The following is a 17,902-nucleotide window of genomic DNA, read 5'->3' on the forward strand; positions in this document are numbered from 1 at the left end:
TGCGCGGACTGGGCGGCGCCGTCGATGGCCTGCGCCTGACGCTGGGGCTGGTCGATCGGTACTGGGAGGGCGTCCATCCGCGACTGGACGCGAGCGACAACGACGATCCGACTGCACGCGTCATGGCGTTGAGCGCACTCGGCGATCCTGCCGCCGGCCTCGGCGATATCCGTGCCGCGAGCCTCACGGGCAAACGTGGCGCCCTGACCGTTCGCGATATCGAACTCGCCTTGGGCCCGGCCGATCCGCTGCCGGGCGAAAGCGTGCCGACCGAAGAAGGCGTCCTCCAGGGGCTCGCCGCCTCGCTTGCCGATATCGGCGATCTCGACACCGTCATGCAGGGCGGCTACGAGGCGGCGCAGGCTCTGGCCGCGTCCCTCGAGCGGCACCTCGAGGCCAGCGAGGCTCCCGATCTCGCCGCGCTCAGGAAGGTTCTTCAACGAGTCGCCGACGCCGGCCGCAAGGCAGTCGGTGAAAGCGGCCTGTCCGAGGCCGCCGCGGCGCCACCGGCGCCTGCATCGCGCCCGGCTGGCGCGATCAACTCGCGCGATGACGCCAGCCGCGCGCTGGAGCGAGTCTGCGAATGGATCGAGCGCAACGAGCCGAGCAATCCGGCGCCGCTTCTCATTCGCCGCGCACAAAGGTTGATGAGCAAGAGTTTCATTGACATCATCCGTGATCTGGCACCCGACGGCCTGAAAGAAGTCGAAAAGCTCGCCGGCACCAGCAACACCTAGTCTTCAAGGAGCCCATCCCATGGCCACCAGCAGCCAGAAGTTCATCGCCCGCAATCGCGCGCCTCGAGTGCAGATCGAGTACGACGTCGAGCTCTACGGCGCCGAGAAGAAGGTCCAGCTGCCGTTCGTCATGGGCGTCCTCTCCGATCTCTCCGGCAAGCCGAGCGAGCCGCTGCCGCCGGTCGCCGACCGCAAGTTCCTCGACGTCGACGTCGACAACTTCGACGCCCGTATGAAGGCAATGAAGCCGCGCGTCGCGTTCCAGGTGCCGAACACCCTGACCGGCGAGGGCAACCTCGCGGTCGACATCACCTTCGAGAGCATGGACGATTTCTCGCCCGCTGCCGTGGCGCAGAAAGTCGAAGGGCTGAAGCAGCTCCTCGAGGCCCGTCAGCAGCTGTCCAACCTCGTGACCTACATGGACGGCAAGACCGGCGCCGAGGAACTGATCGCCAAGATGATCAAGGATCCGGCGTTGCTCAAGTCGCTGGCCGACGCGCGCAAGGCCAACACCCCCGAACAGTAAGCCACCACGCATCGCGGAGACCAGACCATGGCCGAAGAAGCAGTCAACCCGGGCTCAGCCCTGCAGGGCATCGAGTACCAGGGCAACGAGTTCGCCTCGTTGCTGAAGAAGGAGTTCAAGCCGAAGTCCGACGACGCCAAGTCGGGGATCGAGCAGGCGGTGCTCACGCTCGCGCAGCAGGCGCTGTCGCAAACCAACCTGATCGGCAGCGACGTCGTCATGTCGATCGAGGCGATGATCGCCGAGCTCGACAAGCGCCTGTCCGCACAGGTCAACGCGATCCTCCATCACGAGGATTTCCAGAAGCTGGAGAGCGCTTGGCGCGGCCTGCACTATCTCGTCAACAACACCGAATCCGACGAGATGCTGAAGATCCGGGTGATGAACATCTCCAAGCTCGACTTCGGCAAGACGCTCAAGCGCTACAAAGGCACTTCGTGGGACCAGAGCCCGCTGTTCAAGAAGGTCTACGAGGAGGAATTCGGACAGTTCGGCGGCGAGCCTTTCGGCTGCATCATGGGCGACTACTACTTCGACCACAGCCCGCCCGACGTCGAGCTGCTCGGCGAGATGAGCAAGGTCGCCGCCGCTGCCCACACGCCGTTCATCTCGGCGGCGAGCCCGACGCTGATGCAGATGGGCTCCTGGCAGGAGCTGGCCAATCCGCGCGACCTGACGAAGATCTTCACGACCCCGGAGTACGCCGCCTGGCGTTCGCTGCGCGAGTCGGAAGACGCGCGTTACGTCGGCCTGGCGATGCCGCGCTTCCTGGCGCGGCTGCCCTACGGCGCCAAGACGAGCCCGGTGGAGGAGTTCAATTTCGAGGAAGAAACCCACGGCGGCGAGCACGGAACGTATGCGTGGGCCAACGCGGCTTACGCGATGGCCGTCAACATCAACCGCTCGCACAAACTCTACAACTGGGGCACGGCGATCCGCGGCGTCGAGAGCGGCGGCGCGGTCGAAGGCCTGCCCACACACACCTTCCCGACCGACGACGGCGGGGTCGACATGAAATGCCCGACCGAGATCGCCATCGGCGACCGGCGTGAGGCCGAACTTGCCAAGAACGGCTTCATGCCGCTGGTCCACCGCAAGAACAGCGACTTCGCGGCCTTCATCGGCGCGCAGTCACTGCAGCAGCCGGCTGAATACGACGATCCGGACGCGACGGCCAACGCCAACCTGGCGGCCCGCCTGCCCTACCTGTTCGCCACCTGCCGCTTCGCTCACTACCTGAAGTGCATCGTGCGGGACAAGGTCGGCTCGTTCAAGGAGCGCGACGAGATGAACCGCTGGCTGCAGGACTGGATCATGCAGTACGTCGACGGTGATCCGGCGCACTCCAGCGAGTCCACCAAGGCCACCAAGCCCTTGGCGGCGGCTGAAGTCGTGGTTGAAGAGATCGAAGGCAACCCCGGTTACTACTCGTCGAAGTTCTATCTGAGGCCTCACTATCAGCTCGAAGGGCTGACGGTTTCGCTGCGTCTCGTGTCCAAACTTCCCTCCGGGAAGGCCGGCTGAGCGGCGTTGCCGCTACGGCATGCTCCGACTCGGCGCACGACCTGCAGCGGTATTTTTTGTTGGTAATTGAATAATTGAATAATTGAAGGAGAAGAGATCATGGCTGTAGACATGTTCATCAAGTTCGACGGTATCGACGGCGAGTCGGTCGATGCCAAGCACGCCAAGTCGATTGACGTGCTGGCCTGGAGCTGGGGCATGAGCCAGTCCGGCACGACCCACCAGTCCACGGGCGGTGGCGCCGGCAAGGTCAACGTTCAGGACCTGAGCCTGACCAAGCACATCGACAAGTCCTCCACCGTGCTGATGACGCACTGCGCCACTGGCAAGCACATTCCCAAGGCGGTGCTGACGGTGCGCAAGGCGGGTGACAAGCCCCTCGAGTACCTGGTCATCACGCTGAAGGATCTGCTGATTTCCAGCGTCCAGACCGGTGGCAGCGGCGGTGAAGATCGCCTGACGGAGAACGTGACCATCAACTTCGGAGCCTACGAAGTGGCCTACCAGCAGCAGGCCAAGACCGGCGGCGCTGAAGGCGGTCAGGTGTTCTCCAAGTTCGACATCGCGAAGAACACGGTCATCTGAGCGTTGCTCGTGGCCGCTTCCGCTCATCCGGAAGCGGCCAACTGACGCTTTGTCCGGGCTGCGGCCTGCGCGGTCGCCGACCTTTCGGGTTGGCCGCGCGGGAGGCGAGCCTTGGCAGGCGATTGGCGGCCACCGTTCGCGGTGGCCGTCTCGTTTCAATGCCCATGCATTGCTGACGGCTCGTTGCTGACTGCTGCAGTTGGCCGTCGCGGATCCCGTCGCGGGCGCAAACCGGTGAGGTTGAAATGTCGAAGAAAGACATGTTCCTGAAGCTCGATAGCAAGCGCGGCGGTGCCGTGAAAGGCGAGAGCGAGGACCCTTCCCATCCTGCTGAGATGGTCGTCCAAGGTTTCAGCTGGGGCATGACCAGCACCGTCAGCACTGGCTTTTCCGGCAAGGAGACCAAGCCGGCGCAGCTGGAACTGCGCATCGTCAAGCACGTCGACAGCGCGTCTACCGGCCTGATGTCGGTAATGAAGTCGAATGACGAGATCAAGAAAGCCGTGCTGACCGTTCGCAAGGCGGGCGGCAAGGCCGAGGACTACTTCACCATCGCCATTCAGGGCGGGCGCATCACTGCGTTGGAGGTGAGTTCCGAGGACGACAGCCCGCATCTGACGGAGCGCCTGTCCCTGACCTTCAACAAGATCGAAGTGCAGTACAAGAGCCAGAACGCCCTTGGCGGGCTCAAGGGTGCTTCGACCTTCCAAGACGAGGTGACACCGGGATGAGCCAAGCCGAACAAGCCCTCAAGGACGGTGACCCGGAACTGGCGCTGCGCCTGCTGCAGGACCAGATCCGCGCCAAGCCCGCCGACGCCAAGCTGCGTGTCTTCCTGTTCCAACTGCTGTGCGTGCTGGGCCGCTGGGACCGCGCGCTGACTCAGCTGAACGTGGCCGGCGAACTGGATGCCTCCACGCTGGCCATGGTGCAGACCTACCGCGAGGCACTGCAATGCGAGCGCCTGCGTGCGCAGGTGTTCACCGGCGGCAAGCTTCCCATGTTGTTCGGCGAGCCCGAGCCCTGGACGGCGCTGCTGCTCGAAGCCCTGCTGCGCGAAGGCCGCGGTGAGGCCGAGGCCGCGCAGACGCTGCGCACCCAGGCCTTCGAGCAGGCCCCGGCCTGCCCGGGCAGCGCCGATGGCCAGCCCTTCGAATGGATTGCCGACGCCGACATGCGCCTGGGCCCGCTGTTGGAAGCCGTCATCAACGGGCGCTACTACTGGGTGCCGCTGTCCCACCTGAGCGTGCTGCAGCTGGAGGCGCCGAGCGATCTGCGCGACAAGGTCTGGCTGCCGGCAGAACTGAAGTTCAGGAACGGCGGCGAGACCGTCGCCCTCATCCCCTCCCGTTATGCGGACACCGACCTGAGCGTGGCCGACCTGGCTTTGGCGCGCCGCACCGAGTGGCTGGAGCCGCGCCCGGGCTTCTTCACCGGCCAAGGCCAGCGCCTGCTGGCGACCGAGGCGGGTGACCTGGCGCTGCTGGACCTGCGCGAAATCACGTTCACCGGCGAGGCATGACGGCCAACAAGGTCATCGACCGCCTGCAACCGGCGCTGCTGGACCGGCTGCGGGACGACCACCCGGATCAGCGCGTTGAATCCGCCGACGTGCGCGTGATGAACCGCCAGCGTCTGCGCGAGGCCGTGCTGCGCGATCTGGAATGGCTGTTCAACGCGACCGCGCCCTCCAGCGTCGAGGGGCTGTCCGCTTTTCCCCGCGCCGCCCGCTCGGTGCTCGGCTTCGGCCTGCCCGCGCTGTCGGGCACGACCGCCTCGTCCATCGATCCGCCCTGGCTCGAAGCCCAGGTGAAGCGCGCCATCCTCGACCACGAGCCGCGCATCCTGGCCGACACGCTGCGCGTCGACGCCTTGGTTTCCGACCTGCAGATCGGCCACCGCAACCAGATCAGCATCCGCATCAGCGGCCAGATGTGGGCGCAACCCGTACCGCTGGAACTGCTGCTGCACACCGATTTCGACCTCGAAACCGGGCGCGTGCAGATCCGCGAACTCGCCCGCTAACCCCGCACTTCATGGACCCGCGCCTCATCGGCTACTACGAGCAGGAGCTCCAGCATCTCCAGGACATGGGGAAGGAGTTTGCCGAGCAATTTCCCAAGCAGGCCGCGCGCTTGCGGCTGGGCAAGGACGTCGAGGTCGCCGACCCCTACGTCGAGCGGCTGCTGGAGGGCTTCGCCTTCCTGGCGGCGCGCGTGCAGCTCAAGCTGGATGCCGAGTTCCCGCGCTTCACGCAGCATCTCGTCCAGATCCTCTACCCGCAGTTCCTCGCGCCGCTGCCGTCCATGCTGATCGCGCAAGTCCAGCCGGACCCGGGCGATGCCGGCCTGCTGACCGGCGTGGCACTGCCGCGCGGCAGCATGCTGCGCGGCCAGTCGGCGCGCGCCGGGCTGACGGACTGCCGCTTCCGTACCGCGCACGAGTTGCGCATGTGGCCGCTCGAGCTGGCCTCGGCCGAATACTTCAGCCACGCGTCGAACCTGCCGCTGGCCGGGCAGGAAAGCTGGCGCAAGTTCTCGTCCGGGCTGCGCATCAAGCTGCGCACCACCGGCGGCGCCAACTTCAACCAGTTGAGCCTGCAGGACCTGCGCCTGCATTGCGCGGCCAGCGGTGAGCTGGGCTACGCGCTGCATGAGCTGGTCTGCGGCCACACCCTCGGCGTTATCGTCAGCGGCGGGCAGGGCGCCAGCGCACGGCACGAGACCGTGGCGCCGAGTTGCGTGCGCACGGTGGGCTTCGACGAGGACCAGGCCCTACTGCCGAACAGCCCCCGCGGCTTCGGCGGCTACCGGTTGCTGCAGGAATACTTCGCCTTCCCGAGCCGCTTCATGTTCTTCGACCTGGCCGGCATCGGCGATGCGCTGCGGCGCATCGGCGGGCAGGAGGTCGAGATCGTGCTGCTGTTCGCGCGCGCCAACGGCGTGCTGTCGCAGTCGGTCGACGCCAACTCGCTGGCCCTGAACTGCGTGCCGGCCATCAACCTGTTCGAACAGCGTTGCGACCGCGTGCAGATCGGCCCGCAGGGGCATGACTATCACGTCGTTGTGGACCGCGCGCGGCCGATGGACTTCGAGATCATCGACCTGCTCGAAGTGACCGGCCACGGCAACGACCTGGCGCGCGAGCGCCGCTTCTCGCCGCTGTACGCCGCCTTCCACCACGACGACGAAGAGCGCGGCGCCTACTACACGATGCAGCGCGAGCCGCGCCTGCTGTCGGCGCGCCAGAAGGACTTGCGCGGCTCCGGCCCGCGTTCCAGCTACATCGGCAGCGAGATATTCCTGTCCATCGTCGACGCCAAGGAAGCGCCCTTCAGCGCCGACCTGCAGCAGCTCAGCGTGCGCGCGCTGTGCTCCAACCGCGACCTGCCGCTGCTGATGAGCACCGGCACCGATGACGACCTCAGCCTTGAGGGCAGCGCGCCGATCAAGGGCATCCGTGTCGTCAAGGGGCCGTCGCGGCCGCAGTCGGCGCTGCGCGAATCCAACCTGACCTGGCGCTTCATCAACCAGCTGTCGCTCAACCACCTGAGCCTGTCCGACACCGACGAGCACCAGGGCGCCGCAGCGCTGCGCGACATGCTGCGCCTGTATGCCCGCGAAGGCGACGAGGCGGCGCAGCGGCAGATCGACGGCCTGCGCTCCGTCAGCACTGAGTCGGTCGTGCGCCGCTTGCGCAAGCCCGGGCCCATCGCCTTTGGCCGCGGCGTGCAGATTTCGCTCACCGTCGACGAGCTCGCCTTCCAGGGCGGCTCGGCCTTCCTGCTGGGCTGCGTGCTGGAGCGTTTCTTTGGCCGGCATGTGTCGATGAACGGCTTCACCGAATTGCAGATGAGCTCGCCGTCGCGCGGCGTCATCTTTGCGGGCCGTCCGCAGGACGGCAGCAGGCCGCTGTTATGAGCGCTGCGCCGGGCCGTCCCAAGCAAGCTCGCTCCCGCTCGGCGGGAGTGAGACCGGACTTGAGATGCCCCATGGGCATCTCATGCCTGACGAACGCCTGGCCGATCCGTCGGCCAGGCAAGCGCGCAGCGCGAAGGGTGCAGCAGTGAGCCAGTCCCACGCAGCGGCCATCGCAGCGTTCTGGCAGCGCCTCAGCGCCGCGCCGTGGGATCACGACTTCTTCCAGGCGCTGCGGCGGCTGGAGAACCTTCACCCCGAACGTCCGAGGCTGGGCACGGCTCGCCGGCCGCAGGACGAGGCGCTGCGGCTCGGCCAGTCGCCGGAACTGTCGTTCGCACCGGCAGCGCTGCACTCTGCGGCCGCGCCGACAGGCAACTCGGCGGGCCGCATCGATGTGCGCTTCTTCGGCCTGTTCGGCCCCAACGGCCCGTTGCCGCTGCACCTCACCGAATACGCGCGCGAACGACTGCTGCACAACGGCGACGCCGGCTTCACACGCTTCGCTGACTTGTTCCACCACCGGCTGCTGTTGCTGTTCTACCGCGCCTGGGCGCAGGCCCAGCCGACCGTCAATCTGGACCGCGCGGGCGACGACCGCTTCTCCGCCTTCGTCGGCTCGCTGGTGGGCATGGGCACGCCGGCACTGCGCAACCGCGACGGCGCGGATGACCACGCCCGGCTGCACTTCGCCGGCATCCTGTCCTCTGCCGTGCGCAGTGCCGAGGGCCTGGCCAAGATGCTCAGCGGCGTGCTGCAGCGGCCGGTGCAGGTGGAGCAGTTCGTCGGCAGCTGGATGCCGCTGCCCGAGTCCGAGCGCACGCGTGTTGGCCGCAATGCACTGGGCGAGCGCGAGCACAGCGGCAACTGCGTCGGCGGCGGCGCCGTGCTCGGCCGCGCGGTGTGGGACCGCCAGCACAACTTCCGCATTCACGTCGGCCCGCTCGATGCCAAGGCCTTCGCGGCGCTGCTGCCCGACGGCGACAACCTGCCCCGCATCATTCCGCTGGTCATGCACTACGTCGGCGAGGAACTGCACTGGGACCTGCGCCTCGTGTTGAAGCGCGACCAGGTGCCCGCAGCGCGCCCCGGTCTGTCCGGCCGTCTCGGATGGACCAGTTGGCTCGGCCAGCGCGACCGACCGCGCGATGCCCACCTGGTGCTGACCCCCGGCCCCGCAATGCAACGCCTGATGAAGTCCCGTCGCCCGCAAGCGGCGGCACACCCGAACTAGCCCAGAGGAGATAGAACCATGGCCGAAATCAATCGTGTCGCCGTATTTGGCAAGCTCAACACCCTGACCTACAAGGCGGTCGAGGGTGCGACGGTGTTCTGCAAACTGCGCGGCAACCCCTACGTGGAGCTGGAGCACTGGATCGCCCAGATCATCCAGAACCCCGACTCGGACTGGCACCGCGTGCTGCGTCATTTCGATGTCGACAGCGCCGTGCTGGCCAAGGACATCACCGCCGCGCTGGACCGCCTGCCGCGTGGTGCCACCGCCATCTCCGACATCGCCGACAACATCACCAATGCGGTCGAGCGAGGCTGGGTCTACGGCTCGCTGATGTACGGCGACACCGCTGTGCGCAGCGGCTATGTGCTGCTGGGCATGGTCAAGACGACCTATCTGCGCAACGCGCTGTTCGCCATCTCGCGCCAGTTCGAGCGCGTCAAGCCCGATGACCTAGCGGACAACATGGCCAAGATCGTCGCCGGCTCGCCCGAAGACGGCCAGGCCGCCACCGACGGCTCCGGCGCAGGTGCGCCCGGCGAGGCCAGCGGCGCCATCGCCCCGGCCGCGATGGGCAAGCAGGAGGCGCTGAAGAAGTTCACCGTCGACCTCACCGAGCAGGCCCGCAGCGGCAAGATGGACCCCATCGTCGGCCGCGACGACGAGATCCGCCAGGTCGTCGACATCCTGATGCGCCGGCGCCAGAACAACCCCATCCTGGTCGGCGAGGCCGGCGTGGGCAAGACGGCCGTGGTGGAAGGTTTCGCCCAGCGCATCGCGCGCGGCGACGTGCCGCCCAGCCTCAAGGACGTGGAGCTGCGCTCGCTGGACGTGGGCCTGCTGCAGGCCGGCGCCAGCATGAAGGGCGAGTTCGAGCAGCGCCTGCGCAGCGTCATCGACGAGGTGCAGGCCAGCGTCAAGCCCATCATCCTGTTCATCGACGAGACCCACACGCTGGTCGGCGCCGGTGGCGCGGCCGGCACGGGCGACGCCGCCAACCTGCTCAAGCCGGCCCTGGCGCGCGGCACGCTGCGCACCATCGGCGCGACGACGTTCGCCGAGTACAAGAAGCACATCGAGAAGGACCCGGCGCTGACCCGTCGCTTCCAGACCGTGCAGGTCGACGAGCCCGACGAAGTGCGCGCCGTGCTGATGATGCGCGGCGTGGCCGCCACGATGGAAAAGCACCACAAGGTGCAGATCCTGGACGAAGCGCTGGAAGCCGCCGTCAAGCTCAGCCACCGCTACATCCCGGCGCGCCAGCTGCCCGACAAGAGCGTCAGCCTGCTCGACACGGCCTGTGCGCGCGTGGCCATCAGCTTGCACGCCACGCCCGCCGAGGTGGACGACTGCCGCAAGCGCATCGAGTCGCTGGAAGTGGAGCTGGGCATCATCGGCCGCGAGTCGGCGGTGGGTATCGACGTCGGCAAGCGCGAGACCGTCGCCCGCGAGCACCTGGACACGGAGAAGGCCAGGCTTGAAACGCTGGATGCCCGCTGGGCCGCCGAGCGCACGTTGGTCGACGAAGTGCTGGGCCTGCGCGCCAAGCTGCGCGCGGCCGCCCAGCCGGTGGAAGGCACGGGCAGCGCGCTGGAGGCCGAGGCCAAGACCGACGCAGCGGCACCGGCCGACGCCCCGACGGCCGAAGACCGCGCCGGCTGGCTGGAGCAACTCAAGGCCGCGCAGGACAAGCTCGCCGAGCTGCAGGGCGAGTCGCCGCTGATTCTGCCCACGGTCGACTACCAGGCCGTGGCTGCGGTCGTCGGCGACTGGACCGGCATCCCCGTTGGCCGCATGGCGCGCAACGAGATCGAGACCATCCTCAAGATCGCGGACCATCTCGGCCAGCGCGTCATCGGCCAGGACCATGCGATGGAGATGATCGCCAAGCGCATCCAGACCTCGCGCGCCGGGCTGGACAACCCCAGCAAGCCCATCGGCGTCTTCATGCTGGCCGGCACCTCCGGCGTCGGCAAGACCGAGACGGCGCTGGCGCTGGCCGAGGCGCTCTACGGCGGCGAGCAGAACCTCATCACCATCAACATGAGCGAGTACCAGGAGGCCCACACCGTCTCCACGCTCAAGGGCGCGCCTCCGGGCTACGTGGGTTACGGCGAAGGCGGCGTGCTGACCGAGGCCGTGCGCCGCAAGCCCTACAGCGTCGTGCTGCTCGACGAGGTCGAGAAGGCCCACCCGGACGTGCACGAGATGTTCTTCCAGGTCTTCGACAAGGGTTTCATGGAAGACGGCGAGGGCCGCTTCATCGACTTCAAGAACACGCTGATCCTGCTGACGACCAACGCCGGCACCGACCTCATCGCCGGCCTGTGCAAGGACCCGGAACTGATGCCCGACCCCGAGGGCATGGCCAAGGCGCTGCGTGAGCCGCTGCTGAAGATCTTCCCGCCCGCGCTGCTGGGCCGGCTGGTGGCCATCCCCTACTACCCGCTGTCCGACGAGATGCTGGGCCGCATCGTCAAGCTGCAGCTGGGCCGCATCAAGAAGCGCGTCGAGGCGCGCTACCAGATCCCCTTCAACTTCGGCGATGACGTCGTCAAGCTGGTGGTGTCGCGCTGCACCGAGAGCGAATCCGGCGGCCGCATGATCGACGCCATCCTGACCAACACTATGCTGCCGGACATCAGCCGCGAGTTCCTGAATCGCATGATGCGCGGCGAGCCCATCGGCGCGGTCGATGTGGGCGTGGTCGAGGGTGGCTTCAGCTATCAGTTCAGCTGATCAGACGCGGCGCGGCCTGGAGCGCAACGTGTTGTGGACCCTGCAACCTGGCGGACCGTTCGGTCGCCGAAATCCTGTGATGGCGCTCGGCTCGCGCGCATCGCTTCAGCAGAATTGATGACCAAGACCAAACCCCGCCGCCGCCCCGGCCAAGCCAGCCTGCCGGCGCCCAAGCGCGCCGAGCTCGATTACGACGAGGCCTTGCGACTGGCGTTGCAGATGCACCAGGACCGGCGCGTGCTGGCGGCGGAGAAGCTGTATCGCAAGCTCAGCGAGGTGCGGCCGGACGACCCCAACCCGCTGCATTTCCTGGGCGTGCTGCTGCACCAGGACGGCAAGAGCGAGGAGGCGCTGACGCTGATCGACAAGTCCCTTGAGATGGACCCGGGCGTCGCCTCCTGGCATAACAACCGCGGCAATGTGCTGCTGCTGTTGCAGCGCGCAGACGAAGCCCGTGCTGCCTACGAGCGCTGCCGTGAGCTGGAGCCCGGCAACCCGGCCGTTGCCAACAACCTGGCCTGCCTGTTGGCTGCGCTCGGCGATGTCGCCACGGCCGAGGCGATGTTCCGCGAGGTGCTGGCGCGCGAGCCGGGCTTTGCCGACGCCCACATCAACTTCGCCAACCTGCTGGTGTCCACGGCGCGCGTGCAGGAAGGCATGCGGCACTTCGGCACCTCGCTGGAGTTGCGGCCCGACGACCCGAAGGCCAGCCGCATGATGGGCCTCATCTTTGCGACCAGCGGCCAGCCCGAAAAGGCGGCGCAGGCGTTCGAACGCTGGATCGCCGCCGAACCAGACAACCCTCAGCCCCGCCATCACCTGGCCGCCGTGACGGGCAAGAACGCACCCGAGCGGGCGCCCGACGACTACGTCAGCAGCTTGTTCGATGCCTTCTCGGTCAGCTTCGACGAGCGCCTGGCCTTTCTGGAATACCGCGCTCCCGGCCTGGTGGGCGAGCTGCTTCGGCGCCTGGAGCCCGAGGCCCGCGCCGACCTCGCCGTGCTGGACGCCGGCTGCGGCACCGGCCTGTGCGCGCCGCTGCTGGCGCCTTATGCCCGCGAGCTGATCGGCGTCGACCTGTCCGCCGGCATGCTCGACAAGGCACGCGAGCGGGGCGGCTATCAAGAGCTCGTCAAGGCCGAGCTGGTGTCCTACCTGCTGGCGCAGCCGGCGCGCTTCGACGTCGTCGTCAGCGCCGACACGCTGTGCTACTTCGGCCGCATCGACGCCGCAGTGGCCGCCGCTGCCCAGGCCTTGCGCCCGGGCGGCCGACTCATTTTCACCGTCGAGGCGCTGTCGGGCGAGCCACCCGAGCCCGGCTACCGCCTGCTGGCCAACGGCCGCTACGCCCACGAGCGCAGCTACGTCGAGGCCTGCCTCGCGAGCGCAGGGCTGCTGACGTCGGCGCTCGAATCCGTCGTGCTGCGCCGCGAGGTGGGCGAACCCGTCACCGGCTGGCTGGTGGCCGCGCAGCGGCCCGCCCCATGAACGACGCTTGCCTGCGGGCGGGGGATTGCGACGCGCAACCCGCTGCGAGACCATGCCGACGCACAGCCGCGCAGCCGTTGTCGGACCTGCTTCAATAGAGCTCGCCAGGAGAGCCCATGACCGCCCCATTTACGCTACACACGGCGCCCGACCAGAAGCTGCTGTTCCAGTCCCTCAGTGCGACCGAGGAACTCGGCCGGCTCTTCGAGTTCAACGTGCTGGCACTTGCCGAAGCCAAGGCAACCGTCGACCTGGAAAGCCTGCTCGGCAAGCCGGCCTACGTCAGCGTGCAGCTGGACGACAGCACCCAGCGCCACCTGCACGGTATCGTCGCCAGCGCGGGGCTGGACGGCGCGAGCGGTGGCTTCGCCGCCTACCGGCTGACGCTGCGGCCCTGGCTCTGGCTGGCCACGCTGCGCGCCGACACGCGCATCTTCCAGAACATCAAGATCGACGACCTGATCAAGAAGGTGCTGCAGCCCTACGGTGGCGACATCGAGTTCAAGCTGCAGGGCAGCTATCCCGTCTACGACTACTGCGTGCAGTACCGCGAGTCGGACTTCAACTTCGTCAGCCGGCTGATGGAGCAGGAAGGCCTGTACTACTTCTTCAAGCACACGGACAGCAAGCACACGCTGGTCGTCGTCGACAAGATGAGCAGCCACGAGCCTTACCCGAAGCATGAAAAGTTCAAGTTCCGGCAGGGCCTGGGCGACGGGCAGCATGTGGGCGTGGTCAGCGAATGGCGGCACCACTTCGAGCTGCAGTCCGCCAAGACCACGATCAACGACTACAACTACCTCACCCCCGGCACCGCACTGGTCAAGGAGAGCGCGTCCATGCACAGCGGCGCGCTGGCGGCGCTGGAGGTCTATGACCCGCCCGGTGAATACCTGACCGCCGCCGAGGGCCAGCGCTACGTCAAGCTGCGCATGGAGGAGTCCGACGCGCGCTACGCCGCCGCCAGCGCGAAAGCCAATATCCGCGGCGTCGCCGTGGGCGCCACCTTCGATCTCACCGACCACCCGCGCGACGCCGAGAACGCGAAGTACCTCATCGTCGGCACCCGCATCGACATCGTCTACAGCGGCTACGAGGCCGGCAAGGGCGACTCCCACTTCGGCTGCAGCTTCACGGCCCTGCGCGCCAAGGACGTCTACCGCAGCCAGCGCATCACGCCCAAGCCCTACATCGGCGGCACGCAGTCGGCCGTCGTCGTCGGCCCCAAGGGCGAGGAGATCTACACCGACGAGCACGGCCGCATCAAGGTGCAGTTCCACTGGGACCGGCTGGGCAAAAAGGACGAGAACAGCTCCTGCTGGCTGCGCGTGGCCACGCCGTTAGCGGGTAAGGCCTGGGGCATGATCGCGCTGCCGCGCATCGGCCAGGAAGTCGTCGTGCAGTTCGTCGAGGGCGACCCCGACCGGCCCATCATCCTGGGCAGCGTCTACAACGCCGAGCAGATCCCGCCCTATCTGCTGCCCGACCACGCCACCGTCGCCACCTTCCGCTCGCGCTCCAGCAAGGGCGGCGTGGCCGCAAACTTCAACGAGCTGGCCTTCGAGGACAAGAAGGGCGATGAATACATCCGGCTGCACGCCGAGAAGGACCTGCTCGAACTCGTCAAGCACGACGCCCACCTGGAGGTCGGCAACGACCAGTTCCGCATGGTGGCCAAGAACCTCACCGAGGAGATCGGCGAGGACGTGGCCCGCACCATCGGCAAGAACTACACCGACAGCGTCGGCGAGAACTTCCACGTCACCATCGGCAAGGACGCCAGCACCGACATCGGCGGCAAGCATGGCGTCAACGTCGCCTCCGACGCCAGCTATGCCAGCGGCGCCTCCATCTCCGTCGACTCCGGCGCGGGCATGGACATCTCCGTGGCCAGCAACCTGCTCATCAAGGCTGGCGCCAACGTCACCATTGAAGCCGGCGGCACGCTCACGCTCAAGGGCGCCATGATCAACATCGAGGCCAGCGGCATCATCGGCATCGTCGGCTCGCTCGTGAAGATCAACTCCGGCGGCGGCGGCGGCGCCAGCAGTGCCAGCCCGCAGAAGCCGGGCAAGCCCAAGGAAGCCAAGAAGCCCGAGGATCTGCCCAAGTTCAAGAAGAAGGTCGGCGACGACCTGGGCAAGAAGCGCTGAGACGGCCGGAGAGACAGCCTTGGCCAACTACCGCATCCCGGGCCCGCTCGACGCGAGCCGAGGCAACCACAACGTGCGCGACGGCACCGGCCAGCGCATGGCCGGCGTCACGCCCGGCTTCATCAACGGCCCCACGCCTGGCAACACCAGCGCCTGGGACATGCTCGTCAAGAACTACGAGCGTGTGGAAGCCGTGTACGAGGCCATGCGCATCGGCCAGCTGCGCGCCGGTGCGGCCATCCTGCGCGAGACCGGCCATGCGCTGGAAGAACTCGTCAAGGGCCTGATCCCCGGGCTGCTGATGATGTTGGTGGTGCTGGTCGCCACGACGGTCATCGGCGGCGTCATCGGCGCGGTGATCGGCTTCTTCGCCGGCGGCGCCGGCGCCGCGCCGGGCGCGGTCATCGGCGCGGACCTTGGCGTCTCGGCGGGCGTCACCATCCTCACCTGGCTGGGCCTGGGCTTCCTCATCATCGGCATCGCGGAAGGTTTTGGCGAGCTGATCGGCCATCTGAGCCACGCCACCACGCGGGCCTGGAGCGCACCCGACAGCCCACGGACTCATGCGGAGGTTGAAGCCGCCGGTGACGAATACGCCTATGCGGTCGCGCTGCTCTTCAAGCTCATCTTGATGGCCATCGTGGCGCGCCTGACGCTGCGGCAGTCGCGTGCCTCCACCGAAGAGACCCTGGCACTGCTGCGCAAAAGCAAGCTGGGCGAGGGGTTTGCGGAGTGGGTGGCCAAGAACCAGGAATCGCTGCTCAGCAATCCGCGGCTAAGGCCGAAGCCGAAGGCGGCGCAGAGTGAAGCGCCGGTGCAGAAAGCGACGACACCGAGTCAGGCCAAGAAGCAGGCGGCGAAGGCTGAGGCGGCTGAAGAGGCAGCCGCGACGATGAAGCAGAAGAAGGTCAAGTGCTTCAAGAAGAATGCGAAGGGCGATCCTGTTGAATACGATCGTCAACTTGCAGGCCAAGAGAAGGGCCTGAATGATTTGACGGTGAAGGATTATCTGGAGGGTAGGAAGCGCTATTCAGATATTGGGCGTGAGGGAACTGGGGCGGCTCAGAAGGCGGCGCGCGAGAAGTATTCCCAGCAGCTTCAAGCTCAGTTCGAAAAGCAGCTTGCTGAGGACGGCGTACTTGGTGACGCAGCCACCAAGAAGGCTGCTGCCATGGCGGCGGAGCGAATGAAAACACTTGCCGCACTCCACAATCCAGACATGATTGCGGGAGGCAAGGATTTGGTTACTGAACTGGGTGACAAGGGCGTGAACTCATCAATTGGTTCGCAGTGGAAGAACGGTGTCGATGAATTTGGAAGAAACCGTGTTGAGGCTCTGGATGACGTTGCGAAAAAAGTTCCGGAGAGCGCTCGCGGCACCACCAAAATGAATGCAAGCCTGAAGCGGTGCCAGTGACAAGGAAGAATAGGAAGACTTATGGATCAGTTTTTTGAGAACTTCTTGGGCTATAAACAATTTGGCCCTGCGTTTGCGCGCAAAGATGTACCGGCAGAGAAGATCGAGAAATTTCGCGGCGAGCTGCCGGATAAGCTGCTTGAATACTGGCAAGAGCACGGCTGGTGTGGATATGGGCGAGGCTTGTTTTGGACGGTCGACCCCGACGAGTGGGAAGATGCGCTGGATGCTTGGCTCGGCGAAACCAAATTCATGGAACTGGATTCGTTCTATGTGATCGCACGGTCAGCGTTTGGGGAATTGGTGTTGTGGGGCAAGAACACCGGGCAGTCGCTAAAAATAGTTCCAGCCTACGGATGGGTGTTTCCGGCATTTGACGCGGAAACATTTGCACGGCGAGGGGCTGACAAGGAGATCCAGCTTTTCTTTTCTAGCATTTCAAGCGACGCCTATGACCTAAAAGACGTTGACGACCAGCCGCTGTTCGCGAATGCCCTCGAGAAACTCGGCCCCCTGGATCACGACACCATGTACGGCTTTGTTCCTGCGCTCGCGCTAGGCGGTGAGCCTTCGCTCGAACGGCTGCAAAAGTTGGACGCCCACGTCCACCTCGACATCCTGAGCCAAATGACCGAACTGCAAGTGATGGCAGATGTAGCCCAGGCGGCCAAGGGCTAACCTACGGCCCTGAACACGCGCATTGAACTCGAGTGCTCACGGACTCTCAGGCAGGTAGGCCAACTACCGCATCCCAGGACCGCTGGACGCCAGCCGAGGCAACCACAACGTGGCGACGGCACCGGTCAGCGCATGGCCGGCGTCACGCCCGGATTCATCAATGGTCCGACGCCAGGCAATACCAGCGCCTGGGACATGCTCGCCAAGAACCTACGAGCGCGTCGAAGCCGTGTACGAGGCCGTGCGCATCGGGGAGTTTGGCAAATGCAACAACTGGATGTTTCGATTAGAGATGAAATTGACGCCCTGCTCAAGCAGGCCAAGCAAGAGATTTTGAGCGCTGACAAGGCCGGCGGAATCAAGACTGCGGAAGCGGCCTGGAGCAAAGTTCCTGAGCCGAAGTTCGACTGGGATGTCAGCAAGAGCTTTGCTCATTCGTTGGCAAAGTTTTATAGAAATACCGGTGACTTCGCGAATGCCATGAAGTTGATGAAGGAATTGTTCGATTCCGGCGCTGTGAAAGACCACCAGGATGGTCCGCGCTTCATCTTGGCGACCATCTACTACGAAAAGGGTGACGTGGATTTGGCGGCGAAATGGTTTGAGGAGGCAAACAGAATTTCAAAAGGGCGCTGCTTTCAGGGTGAAGATCCTCGATATCTGGAATTTTTCAGAAGCACTCGCCCGCAAAGAAATTAATCTTCCAAAGAACATTTCAAGTGAAATGGAGGTCCTGTGCGGGTAGGGGAATGTCATTTGACGCGAATGATTTGCTGGCGCCATAGATAAATGGCTGGCTGCATTGCATTTGCTCCCGGAACCACGTGCGGAATTGGCTGCCGATTTCTGCATCAATCGGAGATGCGCAGTATCAGCTTTCACATTGGCGCCGCACGTGAAAGTT

The 17,902-nt window shown here is 65.7% G+C and carries 15 protein-coding genes; all 15 read left to right on the forward strand.

Annotated elements, in window-relative coordinates:
- On the forward strand, positions 1–737 hold a 737-nt coding region (locus ABIS05_RS06770; RefSeq protein ID WP_348009628.1), incomplete at its 5' end, for a type VI secretion system ImpA family N-terminal domain-containing protein.
- 19 nt (positions 738–756) lie between these two features.
- A complete protein-coding gene (gene tssB, locus ABIS05_RS06775; protein ID WP_348009629.1) occupies positions 757–1,263 on the forward strand; it encodes a type VI secretion system contractile sheath small subunit in 507 nt (168 codons plus the stop codon).
- A 27-nt stretch (positions 1,264–1,290) separates the two neighbouring features.
- On the forward strand, positions 1,291–2,787 hold the full coding sequence (gene tssC / locus ABIS05_RS06780) for a type VI secretion system contractile sheath large subunit (RefSeq protein WP_348009630.1): 1,497 nt from the start codon (positions 1,291–1,293) through the stop codon (positions 2,785–2,787).
- 99 nt (positions 2,788–2,886) lie between these two features.
- Positions 2,887–3,372, forward strand: coding sequence for a type VI secretion system tube protein Hcp (locus ABIS05_RS06785; protein WP_348009631.1), 486 nt, complete (start codon positions 2,887–2,889; stop codon positions 3,370–3,372).
- Positions 3,373–3,632: 260 nt separating this feature from the next.
- Complete coding sequence (locus ABIS05_RS06790) at positions 3,633–4,103, forward strand: type VI secretion system tube protein Hcp (RefSeq protein ID WP_348063230.1); 471 nt, start codon at positions 3,633–3,635, stop codon at positions 4,101–4,103.
- Positions 4,100–4,894 (forward strand): type VI secretion system accessory protein TagJ, encoded by a 795-nt coding sequence (locus ABIS05_RS06795; RefSeq protein ID WP_348009633.1) that lies wholly within the window; start codon positions 4,100–4,102, stop codon positions 4,892–4,894. Before ABIS05_RS06790 ends, ABIS05_RS06795 begins: the two co-directional genes overlap by 4 nt.
- Positions 4,891–5,397, forward strand: a complete 507-nt coding sequence (tssE, locus tag ABIS05_RS06800; RefSeq protein WP_348009634.1) for a type VI secretion system baseplate subunit TssE — start codon at positions 4,891–4,893, stop codon at positions 5,395–5,397. The genes ABIS05_RS06795 and tssE overlap by 4 nt, the downstream gene beginning before the upstream one ends.
- A gap of 11 nt (positions 5,398–5,408) precedes the next feature.
- Positions 5,409–7,292: a type VI secretion system baseplate subunit TssF gene (gene tssF / locus ABIS05_RS06805; RefSeq protein ID WP_348009635.1), complete on the forward strand. Its 1,884-nt coding sequence runs from the start codon at positions 5,409–5,411 to the stop codon at positions 7,290–7,292.
- 145 nt (positions 7,293–7,437) lie between these two features.
- Positions 7,438–8,523, forward strand: a complete 1,086-nt coding sequence (gene tssG, locus ABIS05_RS06810; RefSeq protein WP_348009636.1) for a type VI secretion system baseplate subunit TssG — start codon at positions 7,438–7,440, stop codon at positions 8,521–8,523.
- An 18-nt stretch (positions 8,524–8,541) separates the two neighbouring features.
- Positions 8,542–11,262 (forward strand): type VI secretion system ATPase TssH, encoded by a 2,721-nt coding sequence (gene tssH, locus ABIS05_RS06815; protein ID WP_348009637.1) that lies wholly within the window; start codon positions 8,542–8,544, stop codon positions 11,260–11,262.
- A 117-nt stretch (positions 11,263–11,379) separates the two neighbouring features.
- Complete coding sequence (locus tag ABIS05_RS06820; RefSeq protein ID WP_348009638.1) at positions 11,380–12,750, forward strand: tetratricopeptide repeat protein; 1,371 nt, start codon at positions 11,380–11,382, stop codon at positions 12,748–12,750.
- A gap of 116 nt (positions 12,751–12,866) precedes the next feature.
- Positions 12,867–14,903, forward strand: coding sequence for a type VI secretion system tip protein TssI/VgrG (locus tag ABIS05_RS06825; protein ID WP_348009639.1), 2,037 nt, complete (start codon positions 12,867–12,869; stop codon positions 14,901–14,903).
- A 19-nt stretch (positions 14,904–14,922) separates the two neighbouring features.
- A complete protein-coding gene (locus tag ABIS05_RS06830) occupies positions 14,923–16,320 on the forward strand; it encodes a DUF6861 domain-containing protein (protein ID WP_348009640.1) in 1,398 nt (465 codons plus the stop codon).
- Between the two features lie 21 nt (positions 16,321–16,341).
- On the forward strand, positions 16,342–16,998 hold the full coding sequence (locus tag ABIS05_RS06835; RefSeq protein WP_348009641.1) for a GAD-like domain-containing protein: 657 nt from the start codon (positions 16,342–16,344) through the stop codon (positions 16,996–16,998).
- 132 nt (positions 16,999–17,130) lie between these two features.
- Positions 17,131–17,697 (forward strand): hypothetical protein, encoded by a 567-nt coding sequence (locus tag ABIS05_RS06840; RefSeq protein ID WP_348009642.1) that lies wholly within the window; start codon positions 17,131–17,133, stop codon positions 17,695–17,697.
- Positions 17,698–17,902 lie beyond the last annotated feature (205 nt).

Origin of the sequence: Roseateles sp., from assembly GCF_039929605.1 — a bacterium.
Taxonomy (GTDB): Bacteria; Pseudomonadota; Gammaproteobacteria; order Burkholderiales; family Burkholderiaceae_C; genus Pelomonas.

Bases quoted from the DNA above. Each gene is read 5' to 3' on its own strand.
- tssB (WP_348009629.1), top strand. From the start codon at position 757: ATGGCCACCAGCAGCCAGAAGTTCATCGCCCGCAATCGCGCGCCTCGA.
- tssC (WP_348009630.1), top strand. From the start codon at position 1,291: ATGGCCGAAGAAGCAGTCAACCCGGGCTCAGCCCTGCAGGGCATCGAG.
- ABIS05_RS06785 (WP_348009631.1), top strand. From the start codon at position 2,887: ATGGCTGTAGACATGTTCATCAAGTTCGACGGTATCGACGGCGAGTCG.
- ABIS05_RS06790 (WP_348063230.1), top strand. From the start codon at position 3,633: ATGTTCCTGAAGCTCGATAGCAAGCGCGGCGGTGCCGTGAAAGGCGAG.
- ABIS05_RS06795 (WP_348009633.1), top strand. From the start codon at position 4,100: ATGAGCCAAGCCGAACAAGCCCTCAAGGACGGTGACCCGGAACTGGCG.
- tssE (WP_348009634.1), top strand. From the start codon at position 4,891: ATGACGGCCAACAAGGTCATCGACCGCCTGCAACCGGCGCTGCTGGAC.
- tssF (WP_348009635.1), top strand. From the start codon at position 5,409: ATGGACCCGCGCCTCATCGGCTACTACGAGCAGGAGCTCCAGCATCTC.
- tssH (WP_348009637.1), top strand. From the start codon at position 8,542: ATGGCCGAAATCAATCGTGTCGCCGTATTTGGCAAGCTCAACACCCTG.
- ABIS05_RS06820 (WP_348009638.1), top strand. From the start codon at position 11,380: ATGACCAAGACCAAACCCCGCCGCCGCCCCGGCCAAGCCAGCCTGCCG.
- ABIS05_RS06825 (WP_348009639.1), top strand. From the start codon at position 12,867: ATGACCGCCCCATTTACGCTACACACGGCGCCCGACCAGAAGCTGCTG.
- ABIS05_RS06835 (WP_348009641.1), top strand. From the start codon at position 16,342: ATGGATCAGTTTTTTGAGAACTTCTTGGGCTATAAACAATTTGGCCCT.
- ABIS05_RS06840 (WP_348009642.1), top strand. From the start codon at position 17,131: ATGGCCGGCGTCACGCCCGGATTCATCAATGGTCCGACGCCAGGCAAT.